The sequence below is a fragment of the Burkholderia pyrrocinia genome, assembly GCF_001028665.1.
Classification (GTDB): Bacteria; Pseudomonadota; Gammaproteobacteria; order Burkholderiales; family Burkholderiaceae; genus Burkholderia; species Burkholderia pyrrocinia.
The window spans coordinates 77608-99944 of sequence record NZ_CP011505.1; the positions used below are offsets into that span (position 1 = coordinate 77608).

Genomic DNA, 22337 nt, shown 5'->3' on the forward strand with positions numbered 1-22337 from the left:
GCGTTCCGCGTACGTCGATTGCATCCCGCACGGGTGCACCGGCCGGGCAAAGACTGCTGACAGGAATTGACAGGGGCTTCGGCGATACTGTGCGCTTTCGCACCCATCGATCTGCACCCCCCTCGCAATGACAACCCATCAAGTTCCCGTCCCGCTGAAGGAATCGCTGGGCGAGCGGCAGTTCCACACGCTGTCCGACGTACTGCATTCGATCGAACCCGCGTTCGACCGGGCCGCATTTCTTGCGACGGCGCTCGACGGCCTTGACGGCTTGACGCTGATGGAGCGCGTCAGGCGCGCCAGCGTGGCGATCGACACGGCGGCGCGGTCGCTGCCCGGCGGATACGATGCCGTGCTGGAATTGTTGCAGGAGGCGGCGCCACGATTGGGCCGAGGCTTTGTCTCGCTGATCGCCCCCGATTATGTCGGGCAATACGGTCGGCACACCTTCGACCGTTCGATGGACGCGCTGAAATATTTCACGCCGTTCGGCTCGTCGGAATTCGCGGTGCGTGAATTCCTGCGCATCGACAGTGCGCGCGCGCTCGCAGTCATGGAAACCTGGTCGCACGATGCGGACGATGCAGTACGCCGGCTGGCAAGCGAGGGAAGTCGCCCGCGCCTGCCATGGTCGTTCCGGCTCCGCGAGATCGAGGCCGACCCGGCGCTGGCGGCGCGGATACTCGACAATCTTCGCGCGGACTCGAGCGCTTATGTACGCCGCTCGGTCGCGAATCACCTGAACGACGTGGCGAAGATGCATCCGGCATGGGTGCTCGATCGGGCCGAACGATGGGGCGGCGACGATCCGCATACGCGATGGATCGTCCGTCATGCGCTTCGCACCCTCGTGAAGCAGGGCGATGCGCGAGCGCTCGCGATACTCGGTGCCGAAAGTGCGCCTCGCCTGGAAGTCGGCCCGTTCGGCGTGACGCCCGCGCAGGTGGTGCTCGGCGAGTCGATCACGCTCGCGTGCGAGCTGCGTTCGACGGCCGAGGCGGCGCAGCGGCTCGTCGTCGATTATCGTATCGGCTATGTGAAGCAAAATGGCGATGCGTCGCCGAAGGTGTTCAAGCTGAAGGGACTGACGCTCGAACCCGGCCAGCGCATCACGCTCCGGCACAGTCGGGCGATCCGCGATTTCACGACGCGCCGGCACTATGCGGGCCGGCATGAGGTCGAGCTGATCGTCAACGGCCGGGTCGTGGCGCGATCGTTCTTCGAACTCGCGGTGTGAGTGGGGCTGTTTGCCGGGTCGACTTCGTCGTGCGAAGCGGCGTGAAGGCGGGATGAATGCCGACGCGATCGGGTAGCGCAGCGCGTGTTCCGGATGCGTGTCGATCGATCTGGCCGTGATCGGCACGCACGGACGGCGCGGTGCACGACGGCACCGTGCGGCTGACGGGCAAGGTCGGCTCGTTCTTCGAGCGCGATGCCGCGGTCGACGGGTTGCGAGCCGGGATGACCTGGGTCGAGATGAGGAAATCGAACACGTTCACGGTCTGAATCGCCGACTGCCGCGGACGTGTCGTATCGGTGCCGCATCGACGACGATGTTTGTTCCGTTACGCGATGCGATCCGCACCGGATCCCGCTAGTCGTCTGTCCGATCTCGACCGGGAAGCGATGACGTGGGGCGCGCGGCCGCCGCATCGTCGCGCGGATGTTCGCCTTGTCGCTGAACGTGATGTACGACGGCGTCGGTCAAGGTCGGAAAGAAGCTGGCGGGCCCGAATACGTCGAACAGGCCGTAAGCGCGCAGGCGATCCTTCACCGGCCCCTTCATTTCCGCGAAGTTCAGCGCGATGCCTTCTTCCCGGAGCTCGTCGCAAAGCGCCACGAGCCGATCCGCGGCGCTGACGTCGATATCGGTGACGGGCTCCGCCGCGACGACGATTCGACTGACCGGGCATGCCGACTGCGCGAGCGCGATGCGCAGATGCTCGCAGAAGATCTCGACATTCGCATAAAAGAGCGGGGCATCCCAGCGGAACAGCACGAGCCCGGGCGTCTGCACGGCGTCCGGATGCCGTGCAATGTCGTGATAGCCGCGCACGCCCGCCAGCCGGCCGAGCACCGCATCGTACGGATGCCATGCGCGCCAGACGAACGACAGCAGCGACAGCGCGCTGGCGAGCAGGATGCCGGGCACGACACCCATGCCGATGACGCCGGCAAAGCACAGCACCGAAATCAGGCATTCGCCGCGGCGCATCCGGTACAGCCGCACGACGCTGCGGACGTCGGCAATCCCGAACGCGGCGTAAATCACGACAGCGGCCAGCGCGGCGCGCGGGACGACCGTCAGCAACGTCGGCGCGGCAATGAGCAGCAACGCGATGCAGCTCGCCGCGACGAGGTTCGTGACCTGGCTTTGCGCACCGGCCGCAATCGCGACGGGGGTGCGCGATGCGCTGCTGCTGACCGCGCAGCCCTGCATCGCACCGGCCAGCAGATTGGCCGCGCCCAGCGCGACCAGTTCCTGATTGCGGTTCGGTGTGTCGCCTGCGCGTGCGGAAAGGGCACGCGACAGCATGCTGATGTCGGCGAACGACACCAGTGCGATGGCGATCGCGCCGGACGCGAGCGCGGTCACATCGGCGAACGAGACGACCGGAAGATGCGGCGCGGGCGTGCCGGCCGGCAATGCGCCGATCGTCGCGACCCCGTGCAGCGGCGACATGCGCGCGGCCAGCGTTGCCGCGAGCACGGCGATCAAGACACCGGGCCAGCGCGGCATCGTGCGCTTCATCAGCGCGATTGCCGCCAGCACGCCTGCGCCCAGCACACACGCATCGGTGGAAAACCGGTGTTCGACGAGGGCCCGCACGATCTGCGTCAGGCCGGAGAACATGTCGTTGCTCGCGACGGACATGCCGAACAGCTCGGGCAACCGGCCGACTGCGAGCGTGATGGCGATGCCGTTCAGGTAACCGTACTGGATCGGGCGCGACAGCAGATCCGTGACGAAACCGAGGCCGAGCGTACCGAGCAGGATGCAGATCGTTCCGGCCGACAGCGCCAGCGCGCCGGAAAGCGCGATGGCCCGCTGCGGGTCATGACCGGCGAGCGGGACGATGGCCCCGGCAATCAGCGCGGCCAGCGCCGAATCCGGGCCGAGGACGAGGATCCGGCTCGGGCCGAGCACCGCATAGGCGAGCAACGCGGCGATCGATGCGTAGAGCCCCGTGACGGCGGGCAGGCCGGCCGCCTGCGCGTAGCTCATGCCGACCGGCACCAGCACGGCCGAGAGCGCCAGGCCCGCATACAGGTCGCGCGCGAGCCACGCGCGCCGGTAGTTCACGAGTAGCGCAACGCCAGGGAGCATGCGGGCGATGCGTCCGGAAAGCGGCCGGTTCATCGCGGCTTCATCCGGAGGAAGTCCGGTCGAAAGGGATGGCTTGCTCCTGTAAATGCGCGTTCATCCCGATGCGGCCAGCTTCGACAGACGGACGAAATAGCGGTGCGAGAGGGGGGCATTGCATCAGATGACGGGGCCGGTGCCGTCGCACCGGATGCCGGCGCGGCGGCTCGACCACGCTCGATTTCACGCGGTCTTGAGCGCCGAAAGTTGCAGTGCCTGTGCAAAGCGGGCCAGCGTGGCGATCGATCCCGTCACGCTTTCGTACCGCTCGCGCCCGATCTGTCCGTCGAGTATCACCAGCATGCCGGCGTCGCGAGCGAGTGCGACGAGTGCCAGCGTGTCGAGTGCGGCTGTCTCGTCCTTGCCGGTCTGATTGCCCGAATCGGAAAGATGGGTAGCGTGTGACATGACGGCTCTCCTGGTGGCTCGAGATCGGGATACCGCGCAGCCGGTATCGGTGGTTTCAGTATCGTTGCTGCGCCCGTGCGATTCAATCGGCGTACCCTGAAGCTGCGGTAGGAATCGCGCGCATGCCGTCGGCAGATTCCTACACGGCACGCCGGGATCGACTTCGGAAGGAATCGTGCCGGCAACCGCCCGGCGCCCGTTGACCCACATCAAGCGCCTGTCACCGGATCGTACGGACGCGGCGCCCGGCGACCAGCCTTGGAACGCGAAGCGCGCGAAGACGATCGCGCGAGGAGGCGAGCATGCTTGCGATGATGTTTGACGGCACGACACCGACCTTGCGCGAGGCGCGCATGCCGGACCCGTTGCCGGCGGCGGGCCAGCTGCTGATCGACGTACACGCATGCGGCGTATGCCGGACCGATCTCCACGTCGTCGACGGCGATCTCCCGCATCCGAAGCTGCCGCTGATTCCGGGGCACGAAATCGTCGGAACGGTGCGCGTGGCTGGCGAAGGCGTGACGGGTTTTTCCGTCGGTGACCGGGTGGGCGTTCCATGGCTCGGATCGACGTGCGGTCATTGCGCGTATTGCGCATCCGGCCGGGAAAACCTGTGCGACAGCCCGGGATTTACCGGTTATACGATCGACGGCGGCTATGCCGAGTGCGCGGTCGCCGACCATCGGTATTGCGTGCACCTGCCGCAGCGCTATTCCGATCTGGAGGCCGCACCGCTGCTGTGCGCGGGCCTGATCGGCTACCGGACCTTGCGGATGGCCGGCAACGCTCGCCGCACAGGCATCTACGGTTTCGGCGCGGCGGCCCATCTGGTCGCGCAGGTCGCGCATCGCGAAGGTCGAAAGGTGTTTGCGCTGACAAAGCCCGGCGATACCGTGGCGCAGCAGCTCGCGCTGTCACTCGGTGCCGCATGGGCCGGCGGCAGCGACGAAACGCCACCGGAGCCGCTCGATGCCGCACTCATTTTCGCGCCGGTGGGCGCACTGGTGCCGGCGGCACTGCGTGCGGTCGACAAAGGCGGGATCGTCGTGTGCGGCGGCATTCACATGAGCGACATCCCGAGCTTTCCGTACGCGTGGCTGTGGGGCGAGCGCCGCATCGCGTCGGTGGCCAACCTGACGCGTGCGGATGCAGTCGACTTCATGCGGATCGCCGATACCCTGCCGCTGCAGGTCGAGGCAGTGCGCTACGCGCTGACCGATGCGAACCGCGCGCTCGACGACTTGCGGATGGGGCGTGTATCGGGTGCCGCCGTGCTCGGCATGCGCGGCTGATCCACCCGACGCACCCGCAGCGCGGTCAGATGCGCGCGAGCCCTTCCGAATCGACGATGCGAATCTGCTTGCCTTGCGCCGCGACGAGCCCCTGGTGCTGGAACTTCGACAGCATGCGGCTGACCGTTTCGAGCTTCATCCCGAGATATTCGCCGATTTCGTCGCGCGTCATCCGCAGCACGAATTCGGCGGCCGAGTAGCCGCGTGCCTTGAAGCGCGCGGAAAGATTCAGCAGGAACGCGGCCACGCGCTGCTCGGCGGTCATCGTGCCGAGCAGCAGCATCAGCGCGGATTCGCGGACGATTTCGCCGCTCATCATCTGGTACACGTGGTGCTGCATCGGCCGCACTTCGCGGCACATCTGCTCGAGCTGGCCGAACGGAATGATGCAGACGGTGCTGTCCTCGAGCGCGATCGCGTCGCCGTTGTGGTGCCCGGTGTGCACGCCATCGAGCCCGAGCGATTCGCCGACGATCTGGAAGCCGGTGATCTGCTCGTTGCCGTCGCGATGCATCACGACGGTCTTGAACGACCCGGTTCTCACCGCATAGATGCTGTTGAACGTGTCGCCCGCGCGAAACAGCGTTTCACCGCGCCTGACGTGACGCGTCGTGCAGATCATCGCGTCGAGCCGCGTCAGATCGTCGGACGAAAGGTCGGCCGGCATGCACACGGTACGCAGCGTGCATGTCGAACAGCGGGACGTGGCGCGTTTCGGCTGGTCCGTCGGTTCGACGGGATGCAGCGGGATGAACGGGCGTGACGGCACGGCCCTCGAGACATCGGCATTGCCCTGCATGATCGGCTCCGGTTGGGGGGGGCAGCGGCGAGCCGCCGTGGGGCGGGATCGCGCTGGCCGTTGTACCGGCGGCTTTGGTCCCTGCCGCCTTCCTGACGGGAGAGCCACACCGGGCAGGCCAGGAGACCGGTACGCCGGTCTCGACGATGATGCTGCCTTTGCTCCGGGAGGCACGCATGATTGGTTTTCTTGATCGGGAGTATGGATGTTGCGCGACGTCAGGAAAATCAGCCGGCATTGAAGATGCGGTAGGAGACTGGGAAGTCCTGTAGGACGTTTCCTACAAGGGGGTGGCATTTTTGCCGCGATCGTCGCCGGCGGGCGCGGAATCTGCCGGCGGGCGCCGACCGTGCTTCCCGTCGTCGTCAGAGTTCGTCCGGATCGTCGAACAGATTGTGACGCATCGCATAGCGCACGAGTGCCGTATCGTTCGGCATCTGCATCTTTTCGAGTATTCGCGTTCTGTACGTGCTGACGGTCTTGACGCTGACGCGGAGCGCCTGCGCGATTTCGGAAATCGACTGACCGGTGGTGACGCGCCGGAATACGTCGAACTCGCGGTCGGACAGGCGCTGGTGCGGCAGGAGGTCGGTCGGCTCGTTGAGGCTCTGCGCGAATTGCTCGGCCATGGTCAGGCTGACGTATACGCCGCCGGCCGCGATCTTGGTCAGTGCCGCGACCAGTTCCGCGCTGGCGCTTTCCTTGGTCATGTATCCGGATGCCCCCGCGCGGAATGCGCGCACCGCGTATTGCTGCTCGGCATGCATCGTCAGCACGAGGATATGCAAGGCCGGCTGTTCGTCCCTGATCTGCTTGATGAGTTCGATACCGTTGCGGCCGGGCATCGACAGGTCGAGCACCAGCACGTGTGCATCGGTGGCGCGTATCAGTGCGATCGTCGAAGCGCTGTCGCATGCTTCGCCCGCGACCTCGAAATCGCTGGCGTTCTGCAGGATGTGCCGCAGGCCGTCCCTGACGAGCGCGTGGTCGTCGGCGATGAGTACCCTGATCACGGCAGTGCGCTCCGTTGCCGGCTCGTGTGGAGCGGCCACGCGACGGCGTGGGTCGATTCTGTTCCCGGATCGGGCATCGCAATCGTCCGAGGTTGGTCGAAGGTCGTCATGGACACCGTCAACGACGGGACGATGGTCTTCGTCATACGGGCCAGATCGACGGGTCATCCGGTCCGCGGGTGCGGCAGAAATTGTCCGCGCTTTGCCGGCGTTCGCCAATCGGGACCGATGCGTACGGCCGGCACCGCGCGTGCTTGACCGGCGTCAACCGGATGGCGGCCGTCGGGAGCGGACTGGTTTTCCAACCCGATCGAAACCGGACGACGACAGGGAGGCGCCATGTCTGAACGGATCTTTGCAGCACTCGACGGCAGCCGCAGCGCGCGGCTCGCGGCTCGCGCTCGATGAGGCGATTTTGCTCGCTCAGTGAGACAGCAGGACCGGCACCGTCATCGTCTCGAGGATCGTGCGCGTCGCACCGCCCAGCACGCGTTCGTGCATGCGGGCATGGCTGTACAAGCCCATCACGAGCAGATCCGCGTGCAGGTCGGTCGCCCGGTTCAGCAGCGTCGCGCCCACGCTGACCGACCGTTCGCGCGGCGTCGTCGAGAACGACGCGCGAATGCCGTGGCGTTCGAGATACGCGGCGACGTCGACGCCTGCCGGCGTCTCGTCCGGAGCGGGACGCTTGTGGACGATCGTTTCGACGTTGACGAAGCGCGCGCCGGCGAGCAGCGGCAGCGCGTCGGCCATCACGCGCGCGGCTTCGCGCCCGCCGTCCCAGCCGATCAGCACGTTCTCGCCGAGCGTTCGCACGTCGCCCGCGTAGGGCACGACGATCGCCGGGCGTCCGCTGCCCATCACGACATCCGCGACGAAATGGCGTGCCACGTAGGTCGTGCGGTCGTCGGGGTCTTCCTGGCCCAGGACCAGCAGATCGGCATGTCGCGCATGCTGGATCGCGGCATCGGTCGCGTTACCTGCCGGCGACTGCCATTCGACGCTGCGTCCCGCGCGCTCGGCGGCCATCAGGAATCGATCCTCCGCGTCCTTGCGCCGCTGCTCGCACAGGCGCTCGTAGACGGCAAGCTTGAGCGGTTCGTCGGGCCGTCGCAACGGTTCGAAGAGGTCCTGGCAGACCACGTAGAGGCCGATCAGATGCGCGTTCCAGCGCCCCGCAAGTTCGAGCGCGAGGTCGACGCGCGTCGAGCAGCGCTCGCTGTCGTCGAGATGGACCAGCAGGGTCTTGTAGCTCAAGATGGCTCCTTTCCGGCCAATGCCGCAGAGGTTTCGGCGGGCGCCTTCGGTGGGCAACTCGCCGGGATCATCAGGACGGGGCACCTCGCGTGACGCAGCACGCGCTCGGCCACGCTGCCGAGGACGAGGCGGCGAAAACCGCGCCGTCCATGCGTGCCCATCACGATCAGGTCGGCCCCGATTTCGTCGACGAGGCTGACGAGCCGTTGCGGGATGTCTTCGCCCGCCGGCGCGACATCGGTGATCTGCGGCGTGCCTGACACGCCGCGCGCTTTCATGCGTTTCGCCGCGTCGTCCGTGACGCGCAGCCCTTCTTCACGGAACGCATCGATCAGGATCGACGGGTCGTATCCGTGCGTGTCGTAGGCCGGCACCAGGAAATCGACGACGTAGACGGGTGTCAGCCGCGCACCCGTTTCCGACGCGAGCGTCAGCGCGGCGTCGAGTGCGCGGGACGAAGCGTCGCTACCGTCGAGCGCCACCAGAATGTGCGAGTACATGGCGTGTCCGTTGAACGGATGTCGATGGAATCATCATCGGCGCGTGCGTGTCGATCGCGCTGATCTGGATCAAGCGTCCCGGTTGCCGCGAAGCACGCGCACTGCCGCGCGCGCCGCGATCCAGGTTTCGTCGGTCGGCTCGACCACCACGATGACCGCGCTCGACGAACCGGCACCGGCGACGAGGCGCGCGAGCGTATGCATCGGCCGGCTCAGTGCGACATCAGCACCGGCAGCGTCATCGACGACAGCACCGTGCGCGTGGCGCCGCCCATGACCAGTTCACGCCAGCGCGGATGGCCGTACGCGCCCATCACGAGCAGGTCCGAACCGGTTTCGTAAGCGCGCGACAGCAGCGTGTCGCCGACCGACGAGCCGGCGCCGGTACCGATATCGAGCACGTTGACGTCGCGCGCGTGGCGCGCCAGCATCAACGCGGCATCGGCGGCCGGAATGCGCGTGGTTGCCGCTTCCGAATCGCCGTCGACCACGGCGACGACCGTCGTGCGCTTCGCATGCTCGAGGAACGGCAATGCATCGTGCGCGGCGCGGGCAGCTTCCCGGCTGCCGTCCCAGGCGACGATCACCCGTTCGCCGAGCGACGGGAATTCCCCGGTGTACGGCACGAACAGCACCGGGCGACCGGCAGACAGCACGAGGTTCTCCGGAAACTGGTCGTCGATATAGGTCTCGGGATCGTTCGGGTTGCCCTGGCCGGCGATCACGAGGTCGGCAAGGCGCGCGGCACGCGGCACGGCCACATTGGCGCGCTCGTCGGCGCGAACCCAGGCTGCCGGCACGTTCGCGCGTGCCGTTTCCGCGTGAAACAGGCGCTCCAGCGCGGCGAACCGTTCGTCGCGCCGTTCGCGGTGCTCGCGGAAATAATCGGCGGAACCGGCCATCACGTAGAACGAATGCGGCTCCGGCGTGTAGACCGCGAACAGCCCGGTCAGATGCGCACCGAAGCGCCGGGCGAGACGCAATGCGAACTCGAGGCGCGAATGCGCACGGACGCTCGTATCGAGGTGCACGACCATGCTCTTGTAGCTCATCGGAATCGCTCCATCGACGGGTGATCCGCCAGTGCAATCCAGTCTACGAAGCAGGCTTTCAGCGCGCTTGACGCAGATCAACGGCAGCCGTGCGCCACGACGGCACAGTGAAACGGTCGCGATGCCGATGCCGGGCGGCATGACGCAGATGCCGACCGATCGATCGGATCGAACGAGTGAAGACGATGACCTGCACGCCTTGAGGACACCGAATGACATTTGCCGAACGGGCTGCGATCTCGCGTTGCACATGTTCGTGCCGAACCGTGGCTGACGGCGCGAATGGCATGCGCCGCCAACGCGGGCATCGTCGTGAGGGGCGCGTCGGCCCTGCCTGCCCGTGACGGCGAATCCGGGACGATCGGCATGCGCCAGTCCTGATGAACGAATGCGTCACCCTTTCCATTCGACATCGCTGCCGGGATCGTCGACAATCCGTCGTATTGCACCGCGCCCGCGCGTGCAAAGCCGCCCGAGAGAATCCTCAATGACCGGAATATCCATCAGGTCCGCCAATGTCGACGACGCACAGGCGATCGCCGATTTCCACGTCAAGGTCTGGCGGCATACCTATCGCGATCTCGCGCCGGCGCAAGCGCATGCCGTCCTCGACGAGCGCTATCGCGGTAAAAGATGGCGGGAAAAACTGGCGTCGAACGACGGCGATCAGCTGGTGCTCGTTGCGGTGGCCGACGACAGGATCGTCGGCATCGGGGCGGCCGGTGCGCCGTCTGAACCGATATTCGACGGCCGCGGCGAGATCAAATTCCTGTATGTCGATCCCGAATTCAAGCGTCGCGGCATCGGCCGCACGCTGCTTGCACAACTCGCGACGCATTTGAGCGGGTTGCGGTATCGGGGCGCCGCGTTGAGTGTCGTCAAGGGCAACGAAGCTGCGATCGCCTTTTATGAAGCGCTGAATGCGCGGTTGGCCGGCGAGTACATCGATGCGGGGCCGATCTGGCGGTCGCACAACATCGTCATGGTGTGGGACGACCTGGCGAATCTCATGTCCTGATCGAAACCCTGCCGCAAGCAACGACGCGCATCACGCGAGGCAGGCTCGCAGCCACGACGTGAACGCGGTCACGAGCGGCGTCCCGGTCAGCTCATGACGCGTGACGAGATAGTACGCATGACGCGACGGCACCGTCGCGCTGAACGGCCGCACGAGCGTGCCGTCGATCAGGTCGTCGCGCACCGACAGGCTGTCGCCGAGCGCGACGCCTTGCCCGTGCACCGCGGCTTCGACGCCGATATGCGCGTTGCCGATTTCGAGGATGCGGATGCCCGGCAGCTTGTCGGCGTTCGCTTCCGCCAGCCAGCGCATCCACGAGCCCGCATGCTCGCAGAACAGTGTGCGTCCGGCGAGATCCTGCACCTTGCGGATCGCATCGGGCCCGTTCATCAACGCCGGGCTCACGACCGGGAACAGCGCCGGATGCTCGAGCAGCTCGACGTGCCGGTTGCGCCAGTTGCCTTCCCCGTAGCGGATGCAGACGTCGACGTCCGTCGAATAGATCTCGCGTTCGTCGTTCGACGGAATCACCTTCAGATGGATCCCCGGATAACGCTCGAGAAAATCGCCGATGTGCCGGGCGAGCCAGCGCGACGTCAGCGACAGCGGCGTCGACACGACGAGATCGCCGACGGCGGCCGGCGAATCGAGCCTGACGGTCGCGTTCGCGATCATGTCGAACGCGGCGCCGACCGGCTCCAGCAGCGCCTCGCCTTCGGGCGTGAGCTTCACGCGCGCCTTTGATCGGACGAATAGCGCGACGCCGAGCGTGCTTTCGAGAATGCGGATCTGGTGGCTGACCGCGCTCGCGGTCACGTGCAGTTCGTCGGCCGCCGCCGACACGCTGCCGCGCCGGGCGGCGGCTTCGAATGCGCGAAGCGGGTTCAGCGGGGGCAGGCGGTTGCGCATCGGCGGGTGCGTCGGAGACGACGGTGCTGAGAAAAACTTCATTTAAGCGGAGTCAATTTCTCGCTACAACAAAAAAAATTGAATGCCTACAGTGGGGGCAATCCAACCGAGTCGAGGTCGACCGCAATGAGCCTTACCGAACCGATCGAACGCCTGTGGGGCGGCCGCTTCCAGTCGAAACCGTCCGACGCGCTGCAGAACCTGTCCCGCTCCGATCCGAGTTTCTACCGTCTCGTGCCGTACGATCTGGCGGGCTCCCGTGCGCATGCGCGCGAGTTGAACCGCGCCGGCATCGTGAACGACGACGACCTCGCGCAGTTGCTGGCCGCGATGGACGGCATCGCGCGCGACTACGCGGCCGGCGCGATCGCGCCGTCGCTCGCCGACGAGGACGTGCACACGTTTCTCGAGCGCGTGCTCACACAGCGGCTGCCTGCGCTCGGCGGCAAGCTGCGCGCCGGGCGTTCGCGCAACGACCAGGCGGCGAACGACCTGCGCCTGTACCTGCGCGACAAGGCACGCCAGCTCGTGCGCGGCGTGCTCGACCTGCAGCAGGCGCTGGTCGGCCAAGCGAGCCGGCACGTCGATACGGTGACCGCCGGCTTCACCCATCTGCAGCCCGCGCAGCCGATCGTGTTCGGCCATCAGTTGCTGGCGCATGCGCAGTCGCTGTATCGCGACGCCGACCGCCTGGTCGACTGGGACCGCCGCACCGCGCGCTCGCCGCTCGGCGCGGCCGCGCTGGCGGGCTCGGCGATCTGCGTGCGGCCCGAGCTGTCCGCGCAGGAGCTCGGTTACGACGCGCCGTGCGAGAACTCGATCGACGCGGTGGCCGCACGCGATCACGTCGCCGAATTCGCGTTCGTCGCGAGCATGCTGGCCGTGAACCTGTCCCGCCTGTCGGAAGAAGTGATCCTGTGGACGTCGCGGCAATTCCGCTGGGTGGAACTCGACGACGGTTATGCGACGGGCAGCTCGATCATGCCGCAGAAGAAGAACCCGGACATCGCGGAACTGACGCGCGGCAAGGCGGGGCGCCTGATCGGCAACCTGACGGGCCTGCTCGCGACGCTGAAGTCGCTGCCGCTCGCATACAACCGCGATCTCGCGGAAGACAAGATCGCCGCGTTCGATTCGATCGACACGCTCGAACTCGTGCTGCCGGCGATGGCGGGGATGATCCGCACGATGCGCGTGAACGTCGACGAGATGCGTCGCCAGGCGCCGCTCGGCTTCACGCTCGCGACCGAGGTCGCGGACTGGCTTGCGCTGACGGGCGTGCCGTTCAGCGAAGCGCATGAAATCACCGGCGCGCTCGTGCGTGCATGCGAGCGCGACGGCATCGAGCTCGCGGACGCCAGCGCGGAACAGCTGCAGGCCGTCGACCCGCGCCTCGCGCCGGCAGTGCGCGCGCACCTGACGCTCGACGCGGCCGTCGCCGCACGCGGCGGCGCGGGCGGCACGTCGCCCGCGCGCGTGCGCGAGCAGATCGGCCGTCTGAGCGACGCGATCGAACGCCAGGCCGCGTGGGCGGCCGACTACCGGGGGCCGTCATGCTGAGCGCATCCGATTCGCGCCGTCTCGACGGCGCACCCGGGCCGGCCGGCGCCGCGGCGGACGATACCGCCGGCCTCGTGCGCGTGCGCCGGCGCTACTGGGGTCGTTATGTCGCGTCGATCGCGATCATTGCCGCGCTCGCCTACGTGGCCGCCGCGTTCGCGCGCGGGCAGATCGAGTGGCGCGTCGTCGGCCAGTTCCTGACCGCGCGCTCGATTCTGACGGGGCTCGGCAACACGATCGTGATGACCGTCCTCGCGATGACGCTCGGGGTCGTGCTCGGCGTCGTCACCGCGGTGATGCGGCTGTCGTCGAACCCGGTGCTCGGCGCGATCGCGCAGGGCTACATCTGGCTGTTCCGCGGCACGCCGATCATCCTGCAACTGCTGCTGTGGTTCAACCTCGCCCTGGTGTTCCCGACGCTCGGCATCCCGGGTCTCGCCGAATTCCGGACCGTCGACGTGATGACGCCGTTCCTTGCGGCGGTGCTCGGGCTCGGCATCAACCAGGGCGCGTATACGTCGGAAGTCGTGCGCGCGGGGCTGCTGTCGGTCGACACCGGCCAGTACGAGGCCGCGAAATCGATCGGCATGCCGCGCCTGCAGGCGCTGCGCCGGATCATCCTGCCGCAGGCGATGCGCGTGATCGTGCCGCCGATCGGCAACGAGCTGATCGGCATGGTCAAGCTGACGTCGCTCGCGAGCGTCGTGCAGTACGCGGAGATGCTGCACAACGCGCAGAACATCTACTACGCGAACGCCCGCGTGATCGAGTTGCTGATCGTCGCGGGCATCTGGTATCTCGTGGTCGTCACCGTGCTGTCGCTCGCGCAGGCGCGCGTCGAACGGCGCTTCGCGCGCGGCGCGGGTCGCGCGGCGGGCCGCACATGAACGACACGACCCTCAACCATCGGGAGAACGTCATGACGAACGCGGTCGTTCGCGCGGTCGACGTGCGCAAGTCGTACGGCGATTTCCAGGCGCTGCACGGCATCACGCTCGACGTCGCGCAGGGCGAAGTGCTGTGCATCATCGGGCCGTCGGGCTCGGGCAAGAGCACGTTCCTGCGCTGCATCAACCAGCTCGAGACGATCAGCGCGGGCGCGCTGTGGGTCAACGGCGAACTGGCCGGCTACCGGCGCACCGGCAACCGGCTCCACGAGCTGTCGGAGCGCCAGGTCGCGCGCCAGCGGCTGGCGACGAGCATGGTGTTCCAGCGCTTCAACCTGTTCCCGCACAAGACCGCGCTCGAGAACGTGACCGAGGGCCCCGTGCAGGTGCTCAAGCGCCGCCGCGCGCAAGCGGAGGAGGAAGCGCGCGCGCTGCTCGCGCGGGTCGGGCTCGCGCACAAGTGCGACGCGTTTCCGGTCGAGCTGTCGGGCGGCCAGCAGCAGCGCGTCGCGATCGCGCGGGCGCTCGCGATGCATCCGCAACTGATCCTGTTCGACGAGCCGACGTCGGCACTCGATCCCGAGCTTGTCGGCGAAGTGCTGGCCGTGATGCGCGATCTCGCGAAGAGCGGGATGACGATGATCGTCGTCACGCACGAGCTCGGCTTCGCGCGCGAGGTGGCCGACCGCGTCGTGTTCATGGACGGCGGCCGGATCGTCGAGAGCGGGCCGCCGGACCAGGTGCTGTCCGCGCCGACGCACGCACGTACGCGCGATTTCATCTCGGCCGTGATCGCATGAACGGGCCGGGCGCCCCGACCCGCAGCGCCCGATCGATCGAGCCGTCGACGAGACCGGCGCAGCACCCCATTACTTCACTACGACAAGGCGACAACCCCATGAAAGCATCCGTCCTGACCCGCACGCTGTCCGCCGTCGCATTCGGCGCGCTCGCGCTTCATGCGTCCTTCGCAGTCGCGCAGGCCGCGAGCGCGAAGCGCACGCTGAACGTCGCGATCGTGCCGAACTATCCGCCGTTCGAATACAAGGATCCCGCGACCGACAAGCTCGCGGGCTTCGACGTCGATCTCGGCGAAGCGCTCGCCGCGAAGATGGGCGCGAAGCTGAACTGGGTCGAGACGAGCTTCGACCAGATGATGAGCGCGGTCGCGACGCAACGCGTCGACATGATCCTGTCCGGGATGACCGACCTGCCGACGCGCCGCGACGCGGTGACGTTCGTCGACTACATCGAGACGGGCCCGCAGTTCTACACGTTGAAGGCGCGCGCCGGCGAGTTCGCGCAGATGGGCGCGCTGTGCGGCAAGCGCGTCGGGTCGAGCCGGCGCACGTCGTTCCCGGACAACACGACCGCATGGAGCGCGGAGAACTGCGTGAAGGCCGGCAAGCCGGCGATCGTCGTGGTCGGCACCGACGGCTCGTCGGACGCGCGCATGCAGCTGCGCCAGAACCGCATCGACGCAGCCGTGCAGGGCGGCGAGACGCTGCCGTACCAGAACAGCCTCGAGCAGAACGCGTACGCGCCCGTCGGCAAGCCGTTCCTGTCGCAATACACGGGCATCGGCGTCGCGAAAAGCAACACCGCGCTGAGCAGCGCGCTGACGACGGCGCTCAACCAGCTGATCGCGGACGGCTCGTACCAGAAGCTGCTTGCGAAGTGGGGGCTGCAGGAGCACGCGGTGACGAAGGCGATGATCAACGGCACGCACTGAGCGCGCGATGGCGGCGCTTGCTCCCCGCTGGCCGGACGCGAAGCGCGCGTGCGTCGCGCTCGCGTTCGATCTCGACGGCCCGACCGGCGACGCGATGCTGAACGGGTCGATCTGGCGCAACCCCGCGTATTTCACGCTCGGCAGCTACGGGCCGTGGCGTGCGCTCGGCCGCTTGCTCGACATGCTCGCGGCGTACGACCTGCCCGCGACGTTCTTCGTGCCCGCGTGGGTCGCACGGACCTGGCCCGCGCAATGCGCGGCGATCGTCGAGCGCGGCCACGAGATCGGCTACCACGGCTACCGGCACGAAGCGTTCTGGACGCTCGAGCCCGAGCGGCAACGCGAGATCATGGCGCAGTCGGCCGACGTGTTCGCGCGTACGCTCGGCGTGCGGCCGGTCGGGTTCCGCACGCCGTCCGGCGACTGGAGCGCGGCGACGGTCGCCGTGCTGCGCGAAGCCGGCGTGCGCTATTCGAGCTCGATGCGCGGCGACGACCGGCCGTACCTGCTGCACGGCGAGGACGGCGAGCCGCCGCTCGTCGAGATACCCGGCCGCTGGGAGACCGACGATTACGCGTCGCTTGCGTATCACCGCAACCCCGATTATCCGGCCGGGCTCGACCGGATCGCCGGCTACGACGCGACGCTCGACAACTGGACGCGCGAATTCGACGGCGTATTCCGCGAAGGGCTGTGCCTGACGACGCTGCTGCATCCGAAGGTCTGCGGCAAGCCCGGCCGCATCGCGCTGCTCGAGGCATGGCTCGGTCATATGCGCGCGCAGGACGGCGTCTGGTTCGCGCGCTGCCGCGAAGTGGCCGACTGGTGGCTTGCGCAGCACGCGCGAGACGCGCAACCCACGCAACGGAGCGGCCTATGACGACACTCGCTTCCTGGCCGGGCGGCGCGCGATGCGCGGTCGCGATCACGGTCGACTTCAACGACATTCACGGTATCCAGACACGCGAGCCGCGCATCGTCGGCCGCGAGAAATCGCTGTCGGTCTGGCGCTACGGCGCGACGCGCGGCGTCGACCGGCTGCTTGCGACATTCGACGCGTTCGGCGTGCCGGCGAGCTGGTTCGTCCCGGGCATCGTCGCCGAAACGCATGCGGAAGCGGTGCGCGCGATCGCCGCGGCCGGCCACGAGCTCGGCGTGAACGGCTATCGCTGCGAAGACTTCGACGCGCTGCCGCTCGCTGCGCAGATCGACGCGTGCCGCGCCGGGCGGGCGGCGCTCGCCGACACGATCGGACGCGACGTGCAAGGGTTTCGCTCGTTTACCGGCAACTGGGCTGACGGCTTTGCGGATTTCCTCGTTGAGGAAGGCTTCACGTGGTCGTCATCGTGGCGTGGCGACGATCTGCCGTACGTGCATCCACGCGGCGACGGTGGCGACGGCGCGCGGCTCGTCGAGCTGCCGCTGCATTACGAACTCGAGGACGAGCCGTACTTCGAGTTCAACCTGTCGCCGCCCGTGCCGGCCGGTCAGCCGCGCATCGCGGCGTATCGCGACGTGCTCGACAACTGGCGGCGCGACGTCGACGGGTTCCGGCGCTTCGGGCTGTGCTGCGTGCTGCGGCTGCATCCCGAGATCATCGGCACGGCAGCGCGGATCGACTTGCTGCGCGCGTTGCTCGCGCATCTGCGTGACGCGGGCGACGTCTGGTTCGCGACGGGGCGCGACATTGCGAACTGGTGGCGTGCACAGGCGCCCGTCAACGCCCCGGGACATCCGGTCGACGTGTTCGCGCACTGCGTCGCAGAGGAGTCGGCGCGATGACGATGAAATCCGACACGCGCGCAACGCGGCTCGCGGCGTTCGTCGCGCAGACGCCCGCCGACGCATTGCCGGACGACGTCGTCGCGAAGGCCAAGCGTCATGTTCTCGATACGTTCGGTGCCGCACTGGCGGGCGCGTCGGCCGTCGAGACGCGCAGTGCCCGTGTGCTCACCGGCGCCGTCGCGCATGGCGGTGCGTCGCTGTGGGGCACGCGACGCGCCGCGGGCGCGCGCGATGCGGCGTTCGTCAACGGGATTGCCGCGCACGCGCTCGAACTCGACGATTCCGGCGGCTGCGATCATTCGGGCGCGGTCGTGCTGCCGGCCGTGCTCGCCGCGCTGTCGTGCGCGGAACGCCCGGTGACGGGCCGCGAATGCGTGGCGGCGATCGTGCTCGGTTATGACGTCGGCCGGCGCGTGCTCGAGGCAGCGGGCGGCTACTCGGTCCACAACGGGGCGGGCTGGCACTCGACGCTCAGCTGCGGCGTGTTCGGTGCGGCGGCCGCGAGCGCACGCGTGCTCGGGCTCGACGCCGCGCGTACGCGCGACGCGCTTGGCCACGCGGCGAGTTTCGCGGGCGGCCTGTGGGGCTTCATCCACGACGGATCGCAGACGAAGCGGCTGCACGCCGGGCGGGCGGCGGAGGGCGGCGTGCTCGCGGCGCTGCTCGCGCGCGAAGGCGTGAGCGGCCCCGCGCACGTGTTCGACGACGTGTGGGGCGGATTTTTCAACACGTTCGCCGCGCAATCGCAGGCGCCCGATGCATTGACCGACGGCCTCGGCGCGCACTGGAAGCTGATGCGCTGTTCGATCAAGCCGCACGCATCGTGCCGCAGCGCGCATGCGGCCGTCGACGCGACGCTGCAGCTCGCGGACGGCCGCACCGTCGAGGCCGGCGAGATCGAGCGGGTGGTCGTGCGCGCGAGCGCGTTCGTGGCCCGCATGTGCGGCGGTCGCGACCTGTCGACGCTGTCGTCCGCGCAGATGAGCCTGCCGTACGCGGTGGCGGCAGCGCTTGCATTCGGCGACACGGGGATCGGCGTGTATCGCGCGGGCCGGCGCACCGATCCGCGCGTGACCGCGCTGCTCGCGCGCATCGCGGTCGACGTCGATCCGGCGCTCGGCGATCTCGACGAGCCGACGGTGATCCTGCATCGCGCGGACGGGGGGCGGGAAGCGCGCCACGTGCCGATCGCGCTCGGCGACCCGCGCAATCCGCTGTCGGACGCAGCGCTGCTGGCGAAATATCGTGCGCTGGCGGGCATGGCGCTCGACAGCGTGCAGGTCGATGCGCTGGGCGACGTGTGCCTGTCGCTGGACCGGCAGGCGGACGCGCGCGTGTTGAATGACTGGCTCGCCGGCGATGCCGAAGCGGCGGAGGCAATGGTCTGAATCTCGACGTCGTGTCGAAACGGTACGGGCGTACCCGTCCGGGAGCGGGAATGAACGCGCCGCATCCGGAGCCGTGAGCGCGGGACGGGCCGTCCGCAGAGTTGGCCGCCGGTTAGCCGGACATTATGCTGCTGTCGATATAACGGGCAAACGCATTAAAAATAATCGTCCGGAAGCGACGAAAGAAGTGCGCTATACATCTCTCTTGCTGCATCGGCCATTTTCCGGGGGACATCGGGAAAAACGCTAATACTGCGTCAGGATTCAAATGTCTACCCCTATTTCCGGTAGCTGATCGCTCGAAGCCCGATCTTGCTTCGACAAATGACTCGTCGCGATTCAGCCCTTGCTCGCGAGCATCCGCATCGTGCCGTCACTCCGCGAAAGAACTCGGGTTTTGCGAGGCGGCACGGTGCGCTCACCGGCCGTGCCCCGGACTCACCCGGCCTGGCGCGCGCGCAAGAGAATTGCGCCTGTCTACGGCAGAAATAACGCCCCTGACATTGCCGTGCATATGGCAGCAATCTGAGCGTCCCGGATGCCGTTCATGCCAGACGCGTTACGGCGTGTCGTTACGTAACGTGCGTGAACGCTGCAATCGCGCAAACGTTGCACAGGGATATTTCGATTTATTCATACCTTTCGCATTCCAGGCATAGGTCATTGGTTTATCGAGGGTTTTCTGCGTCGCAACAAAAGAATGCGCCCCGGTGGCACGGATCGTGCATTAAACGCTATGTGCCGAAGTAGTTAATACCAGAACGTTAGACCAACCATGAATAAGATCCATATTCCGATATCCGGACGCGACGCGGGGGCGAAGCGGTCGATTCCGGACATTCAATCGATAAATCGCGTCCATTCGCCAATCCGTTCAGGGTGGCTCGGGCGCGGCATTTCCGTTGCCATACCGAATCGTGTTGACACGTCCTTGCGGCGGCCATGCATCGGCGCGGGGCGTGCGCCCAAGTAACCGGTAGTTCGTCCGTCGTCCGGAATCCTGGCGTGAATTGAACCGCCCGTTCGATAAAGGAGCATTCTATTTCATATAGGAATACGAATTTATTGATTGATTCATCGACGGATTGACGACGCCCGGGATGAATGGTGTCGATGCATCGGGATACCGAGGGCGGAGCATGTCCGGCATCAGTCGGGAAATGTCCGTTGGCGCGGCGATCGGTGCGAAGCACGGACGGTCGGGTGGCGCCAGCGCTTGATTGCGTGCGGGAAACCGGATGTTGAGGAATACCTAAATGTGCACACTCGAGTTCGTCGACGATTCGCGCCGTGCCGAAGACGACATCGTGCGCTTCGACGATGCATGCGGGCGCGCTTGACGGCAAATACGGGCGCCATCGTGCGCCGCCTGGAGAAGAACCATGTTCGGATTTCAGTCGATCATTGCGCGCTTGCTCGATGCACTCGTCGTGGTGCTGGGGGCAGCTGCCGCGTCGCATGTGCGGTTCGATGACGATTCGCTCGGCCGACCGGACGCGATGGTGGTCCCGTTTGTCGCGATGCTGACGCTCGCCGTCTTTCCGGGATTTCAGGTGTATCAGTCGTGGCGCGGGCGGTCGTGGATCGCGATGATCAGCCGCATCAGTGCTGCATGGGTCGCCGTGCAGGCATGCAACCTCGTGCTGCTGTTCGCGATGCACCGCGCCGATCAGGTGTCGCGGCTGTGGTTCGTCTACTGGACGGCGATCGCGGGATGCGGATTCATCGTCATCCGCCTGGCTGCCTATACGATGCTCGCACGCGTCAGGCATGCGGGCCTGAATCTTCGCAAGGTGGCGATCGTCGGAAACGGCGCGCATGCCGTGCGTGTGATCGAAACGCTTGCGCTGTCCCCGGCGAGCGGGTTTCGCCCCGTCGTGCTCCACGATCCCGCGGGATCGTCCAACGGCATCATCCCGGCGATCGCGGATTTCACCGAGTTCGCCGCGGCAGTGCGTGCCGAAGCCGCGACGGAAATCTGGCTCGCGTTGCCGATCTCCGAGGAACGGACGATCCGGCGCGTGCTGAAGACGTTCGGCGACGATCTGATCAATATCCGCTTCATGCCGGACATGTGCAGCATCGCGTTGCTCGGCGGAACGATGATGGATCTCGTCGGCATGCCGGCGATCAACCTCGTTGCGTCGCCGATGTCGCATCGCGCCTTGATGCAGAAGGCGCTGTTCGACCGGGTGTTCGCGGCAGCAGCGCTCGTCGCGCTGGCGCCGCTGCTCGGCATGATCGCGCTGGCGGTCAAGCTGTCGTCGTCGGGCCCGGTGCTGTTTACGCAGTACCGGAAAGGCGCCGATGGCCGGGTGTTCAGGATCTACAAGTTCCGCACGATGCGCGTGCACGCCGAACCGGCCGGCGTCGTGCGCCAGGCGACCCGGGGCGACGCGCGCATCACGCGCGTCGGTGCATTCCTGCGTCGCACCAGCCTCGACGAGCTGCCGCAGTTCTTCAACGTGCTGTGCGGCGACATGTCGGTCGTCGGGCCGAGGCCGCACGCCATCGAGCATGACGATCTGTACCGGCCGCTCGTCGAGGGATACATCCATCGTTACCGGATCAAGCCGGGCATCACCGGATGGGCGCAGGTCAACGGCTATCGCGGCGAGACGGATCACCTCGACAAGATGGTCGGCCGTGTCCAGCACGACCTCTATTACCTGCGCAACTGGTCCTTCGGGCTCGACATGAAAATTGTCGCAGCCACGGTGCTGAAGGGCTTCGTCCATCCGAACGCGTACTGAGCCCGGCCGTGATCGAACGCATTCTGGTCGTCTGCGACGGCAACGCATGTCGCAGCCCGATGGCGAGCGCCATGCTGGCACGTGCGTTGCCGTCCGTGCAGGTGCGCTGCGCAGGACTGATCGCGCTGGCGGGCCGGCCGGCCGCCCAGGCAGCGATCGACGTCATGCGCGAACGCGGCTTCGACATCACGTCGCATATCGCGCAACCGGTGCATCTCGGCTACGTGCGCGCATCGCAACTGATCCTCGCGATGACGCTCGTGCAATGTCGCGAGATCGAGCGGCGTTATCCGTTCGCGCGCGGTCGCGTCTTCCAGCTCGACCATGCCACGAAATGCGATATCGCGGATCCGGTCGGCCAGCCGGCGGAAGTGTTCGATGCCGTGGCGCGCCACATCGAGCGCGCGGTGGCGCACTGGATCGCGCGGATGCCCGCGGCTACTGCACGGGAGCACTGCTGACGCGACGCCACGTCGGTCGACTCGCCATGCGCATCGGCCTGACGTGTGCGTCGGCTGCGCACTGTCTTGGTTCGACGGGGGCGTGACCGACATGATCGGCGTGCCGGCAATCAATCTCGCGGCGTCACCGTTGCCACTGCATGCCATGTTCGGCAAGGG

Annotated in this window: 23 protein-coding genes; 14 read left to right on the forward strand and 9 right to left on the reverse strand. The window is 67.1% G+C overall.

The features are described 5' to 3' along the window. Positions 1–127 precede the first annotated feature (127 nt). Positions 128–1237: a DNA alkylation repair protein gene (locus ABD05_RS30645; RefSeq protein WP_047903951.1), complete on the forward strand. Its 1110-nt coding sequence runs from the start codon at positions 128–130 to the stop codon at positions 1235–1237. Positions 1238–1377: 140 nt separating this feature from the next. Continuing rightward, positions 1378–1506 (forward strand): hypothetical protein, encoded by a 129-nt coding sequence (locus ABD05_RS39350; RefSeq protein WP_274521919.1) that lies wholly within the window; start codon positions 1378–1380, stop codon positions 1504–1506. Positions 1507–1594: 88 nt separating this feature from the next. On the opposite strand, the gene ABD05_RS30650 is transcribed toward ABD05_RS39350, so the two are convergent. Together ABD05_RS30650 and ABD05_RS30655 are read right to left on the reverse strand one after the other, a co-directional pair. Continuing rightward, entirely contained in the window at positions 1595–3361 is a 1767-nt protein-coding gene (locus ABD05_RS30650; RefSeq protein WP_047903952.1) for a SulP family inorganic anion transporter, read from the reverse strand. Between the two features lie 186 nt (positions 3362–3547). Beyond that, on the reverse strand, positions 3548–3772 hold the full coding sequence (locus tag ABD05_RS30655) for a hypothetical protein (RefSeq protein WP_047903953.1): 225 nt from the start codon (positions 3770–3772) through the stop codon (positions 3548–3550). Between the two features lie 302 nt (positions 3773–4074). On the opposite strand from ABD05_RS30655, the gene ABD05_RS30660 reads away from it, so the two are divergent. Further along, entirely contained in the window at positions 4075–5064 is a 990-nt protein-coding gene (locus tag ABD05_RS30660) for a zinc-dependent alcohol dehydrogenase family protein (RefSeq protein WP_047903954.1), read from the forward strand. A gap of 25 nt (positions 5065–5089) precedes the next feature. Here the strand turns inward: ABD05_RS30660 and fnr are convergent, their stop codons facing one another. The 6 genes from fnr to ABD05_RS30685 all read right to left on the reverse strand — a co-directional run bounded on the left by fnr (position 5090) and on the right by ABD05_RS30685 (position 9685). Further along, complete coding sequence (gene fnr / locus ABD05_RS30665; RefSeq protein ID WP_047903955.1) at positions 5090–5863, reverse strand: fumarate/nitrate reduction transcriptional regulator Fnr; 774 nt, start codon at positions 5861–5863, stop codon at positions 5090–5092. A 365-nt stretch (positions 5864–6228) separates the two neighbouring features. Next, positions 6229–6876 (reverse strand): response regulator, encoded by a 648-nt coding sequence (locus ABD05_RS30670; protein WP_047904615.1) that lies wholly within the window; start codon positions 6874–6876, stop codon positions 6229–6231. A gap of 423 nt (positions 6877–7299) precedes the next feature. Beyond that, entirely contained in the window at positions 7300–8133 is an 834-nt protein-coding gene (locus ABD05_RS30675; protein ID WP_047903956.1) for a universal stress protein, read from the reverse strand. Then, a complete protein-coding gene (locus ABD05_RS30680) occupies positions 8130–8633 on the reverse strand; it encodes a universal stress protein (RefSeq protein ID WP_047903957.1) in 504 nt (167 codons plus the stop codon). The genes ABD05_RS30675 and ABD05_RS30680 overlap by 4 nt, the downstream gene beginning before the upstream one ends. Before the next feature lie 69 nt (positions 8634–8702). Further along, positions 8703–8837, reverse strand: a complete 135-nt coding sequence (locus ABD05_RS39355; protein ID WP_274521920.1) for a hypothetical protein — start codon at positions 8835–8837, stop codon at positions 8703–8705. 8 nt (positions 8838–8845) lie between these two features. After that, the gene (locus tag ABD05_RS30685) at positions 8846–9685 is read right to left on the reverse strand and encodes a universal stress protein (protein ID WP_047903958.1); all 840 of its coding nucleotides are present in this window, start codon (positions 9683–9685) and stop codon (positions 8846–8848) included. Between the two features lie 67 nt (positions 9686–9752). Between ABD05_RS30685 and ABD05_RS30690 the strand changes: the two genes are divergently transcribed. Beyond that, entirely contained in the window at positions 9753–9959 is a 207-nt protein-coding gene (locus ABD05_RS30690; RefSeq protein WP_047903959.1) for a hypothetical protein, read from the forward strand. A gap of 114 nt (positions 9960–10073) precedes the next feature. After that, positions 10074–10703 (forward strand): GNAT family N-acetyltransferase, encoded by a 630-nt coding sequence (locus ABD05_RS30695; protein WP_238594211.1) that lies wholly within the window; start codon positions 10074–10076, stop codon positions 10701–10703. A gap of 30 nt (positions 10704–10733) precedes the next feature. Here ABD05_RS30695 and ABD05_RS30700 read toward each other — a convergent pair whose 3' ends face one another. Further along, on the reverse strand, positions 10734–11612 hold the full coding sequence (locus ABD05_RS30700) for a LysR substrate-binding domain-containing protein (protein ID WP_047903961.1): 879 nt from the start codon (positions 11610–11612) through the stop codon (positions 10734–10736). Positions 11613–11738: 126 nt separating this feature from the next. On the opposite strand from ABD05_RS30700, the gene argH reads away from it, so the two are divergent. The 9 genes from argH to ABD05_RS30745 all read left to right on the forward strand — a co-directional run bounded on the left by argH (position 11739) and on the right by ABD05_RS30745 (position 22178). Beyond that, on the forward strand, positions 11739–13172 hold the full coding sequence (argH, locus tag ABD05_RS30705) for an argininosuccinate lyase (RefSeq protein ID WP_047903962.1): 1434 nt from the start codon (positions 11739–11741) through the stop codon (positions 13170–13172). Further along, positions 13166–14059 (forward strand): amino acid ABC transporter permease, encoded by an 894-nt coding sequence (locus ABD05_RS30710; RefSeq protein ID WP_047904616.1) that lies wholly within the window; start codon positions 13166–13168, stop codon positions 14057–14059. The genes argH and ABD05_RS30710 overlap by 7 nt, the downstream gene beginning before the upstream one ends. Continuing rightward, positions 14056–14859, forward strand: a complete 804-nt coding sequence (locus ABD05_RS30715; protein WP_047903963.1) for an amino acid ABC transporter ATP-binding protein — start codon at positions 14056–14058, stop codon at positions 14857–14859. The genes ABD05_RS30710 and ABD05_RS30715 overlap by 4 nt, the downstream gene beginning before the upstream one ends. Before the next feature lie 98 nt (positions 14860–14957). Then, entirely contained in the window at positions 14958–15791 is an 834-nt protein-coding gene (locus ABD05_RS30720; protein ID WP_047903964.1) for an ABC transporter substrate-binding protein, read from the forward strand. A gap of 7 nt (positions 15792–15798) precedes the next feature. Then, positions 15799–16671, forward strand: a complete 873-nt coding sequence (locus ABD05_RS30725) for a polysaccharide deacetylase family protein (RefSeq protein WP_047903965.1) — start codon at positions 15799–15801, stop codon at positions 16669–16671. Continuing rightward, a complete protein-coding gene (locus tag ABD05_RS30730; protein ID WP_047903966.1) occupies positions 16668–17573 on the forward strand; it encodes a polysaccharide deacetylase family protein in 906 nt (301 codons plus the stop codon). The genes ABD05_RS30725 and ABD05_RS30730 overlap by 4 nt, the downstream gene beginning before the upstream one ends. Beyond that, positions 17570–18964, forward strand: a complete 1395-nt coding sequence (locus tag ABD05_RS30735; RefSeq protein ID WP_047903967.1) for an MmgE/PrpD family protein — start codon at positions 17570–17572, stop codon at positions 18962–18964. Before ABD05_RS30730 ends, ABD05_RS30735 begins: the two co-directional genes overlap by 4 nt. 1382 nt (positions 18965–20346) lie before the next feature. Continuing rightward, on the forward strand, positions 20347–21717 hold the full coding sequence (locus tag ABD05_RS30740) for an undecaprenyl-phosphate glucose phosphotransferase (RefSeq protein WP_047903968.1): 1371 nt from the start codon (positions 20347–20349) through the stop codon (positions 21715–21717). A gap of 8 nt (positions 21718–21725) precedes the next feature. Further along, the gene (locus ABD05_RS30745; RefSeq protein WP_047903969.1) at positions 21726–22178 is read left to right on the forward strand and encodes an arsenate reductase/protein-tyrosine-phosphatase family protein; all 453 of its coding nucleotides are present in this window, start codon (positions 21726–21728) and stop codon (positions 22176–22178) included. Positions 22179–22337: the final 159 nt, after the last annotated feature.

Excerpts from the sequence above, each read along its gene's own strand:
- ABD05_RS30730 (WP_047903966.1), top strand. The coding sequence starts at position 16,668 with ATGACGACACTCGCTTCCTGGCCGGGCGGCGCGCGATGCGCGGTCGCG.
- argH (WP_047903962.1), top strand. The coding sequence starts at position 11,739 with ATGAGCCTTACCGAACCGATCGAACGCCTGTGGGGCGGCCGCTTCCAG.
- ABD05_RS30655 (WP_047903953.1), bottom strand. The coding sequence starts at position 3,772 with ATGTCACACGCTACCCATCTTTCCGATTCGGGCAATCAGACCGGCAAG.
- ABD05_RS30650 (WP_047903952.1), bottom strand. The coding sequence starts at position 3,361 with ATGAACCGGCCGCTTTCCGGACGCATCGCCCGCATGCTCCCTGGCGTT.
- ABD05_RS30700 (WP_047903961.1), bottom strand. The coding sequence starts at position 11,612 with ATGCGCAACCGCCTGCCCCCGCTGAACCCGCTTCGCGCATTCGAAGCC.
- ABD05_RS30720 (WP_047903964.1), top strand. The coding sequence starts at position 14,958 with ATGAAAGCATCCGTCCTGACCCGCACGCTGTCCGCCGTCGCATTCGGC.
- ABD05_RS30680 (WP_047903957.1), bottom strand. The coding sequence starts at position 8,633 with ATGTACTCGCACATTCTGGTGGCGCTCGACGGTAGCGACGCTTCGTCC.
- ABD05_RS30715 (WP_047903963.1), top strand. The coding sequence starts at position 14,056 with ATGAACGACACGACCCTCAACCATCGGGAGAACGTCATGACGAACGCG.
- ABD05_RS30685 (WP_047903958.1), bottom strand. The coding sequence starts at position 9,685 with ATGAGCTACAAGAGCATGGTCGTGCACCTCGATACGAGCGTCCGTGCG.
- ABD05_RS30725 (WP_047903965.1), top strand. The coding sequence starts at position 15,799 with ATGGCGGCGCTTGCTCCCCGCTGGCCGGACGCGAAGCGCGCGTGCGTC.
- ABD05_RS30710 (WP_047904616.1), top strand. The coding sequence starts at position 13,166 with ATGCTGAGCGCATCCGATTCGCGCCGTCTCGACGGCGCACCCGGGCCG.
- ABD05_RS30645 (WP_047903951.1), top strand. The coding sequence starts at position 128 with ATGACAACCCATCAAGTTCCCGTCCCGCTGAAGGAATCGCTGGGCGAG.
- fnr (WP_047903955.1), bottom strand. The coding sequence starts at position 5,863 with ATGCAGGGCAATGCCGATGTCTCGAGGGCCGTGCCGTCACGCCCGTTC.
- ABD05_RS30660 (WP_047903954.1), top strand. The coding sequence starts at position 4,075 with ATGCTTGCGATGATGTTTGACGGCACGACACCGACCTTGCGCGAGGCG.
- ABD05_RS39355 (WP_274521920.1), bottom strand. The coding sequence starts at position 8,837 with ATGCATACGCTCGCGCGCCTCGTCGCCGGTGCCGGTTCGTCGAGCGCG.
- ABD05_RS30695 (WP_238594211.1), top strand. The coding sequence starts at position 10,074 with ATGCGTCACCCTTTCCATTCGACATCGCTGCCGGGATCGTCGACAATC.
- ABD05_RS30735 (WP_047903967.1), top strand. The coding sequence starts at position 17,570 with ATGACGATGAAATCCGACACGCGCGCAACGCGGCTCGCGGCGTTCGTC.
- ABD05_RS30740 (WP_047903968.1), top strand. The coding sequence starts at position 20,347 with ATGTTCGGATTTCAGTCGATCATTGCGCGCTTGCTCGATGCACTCGTC.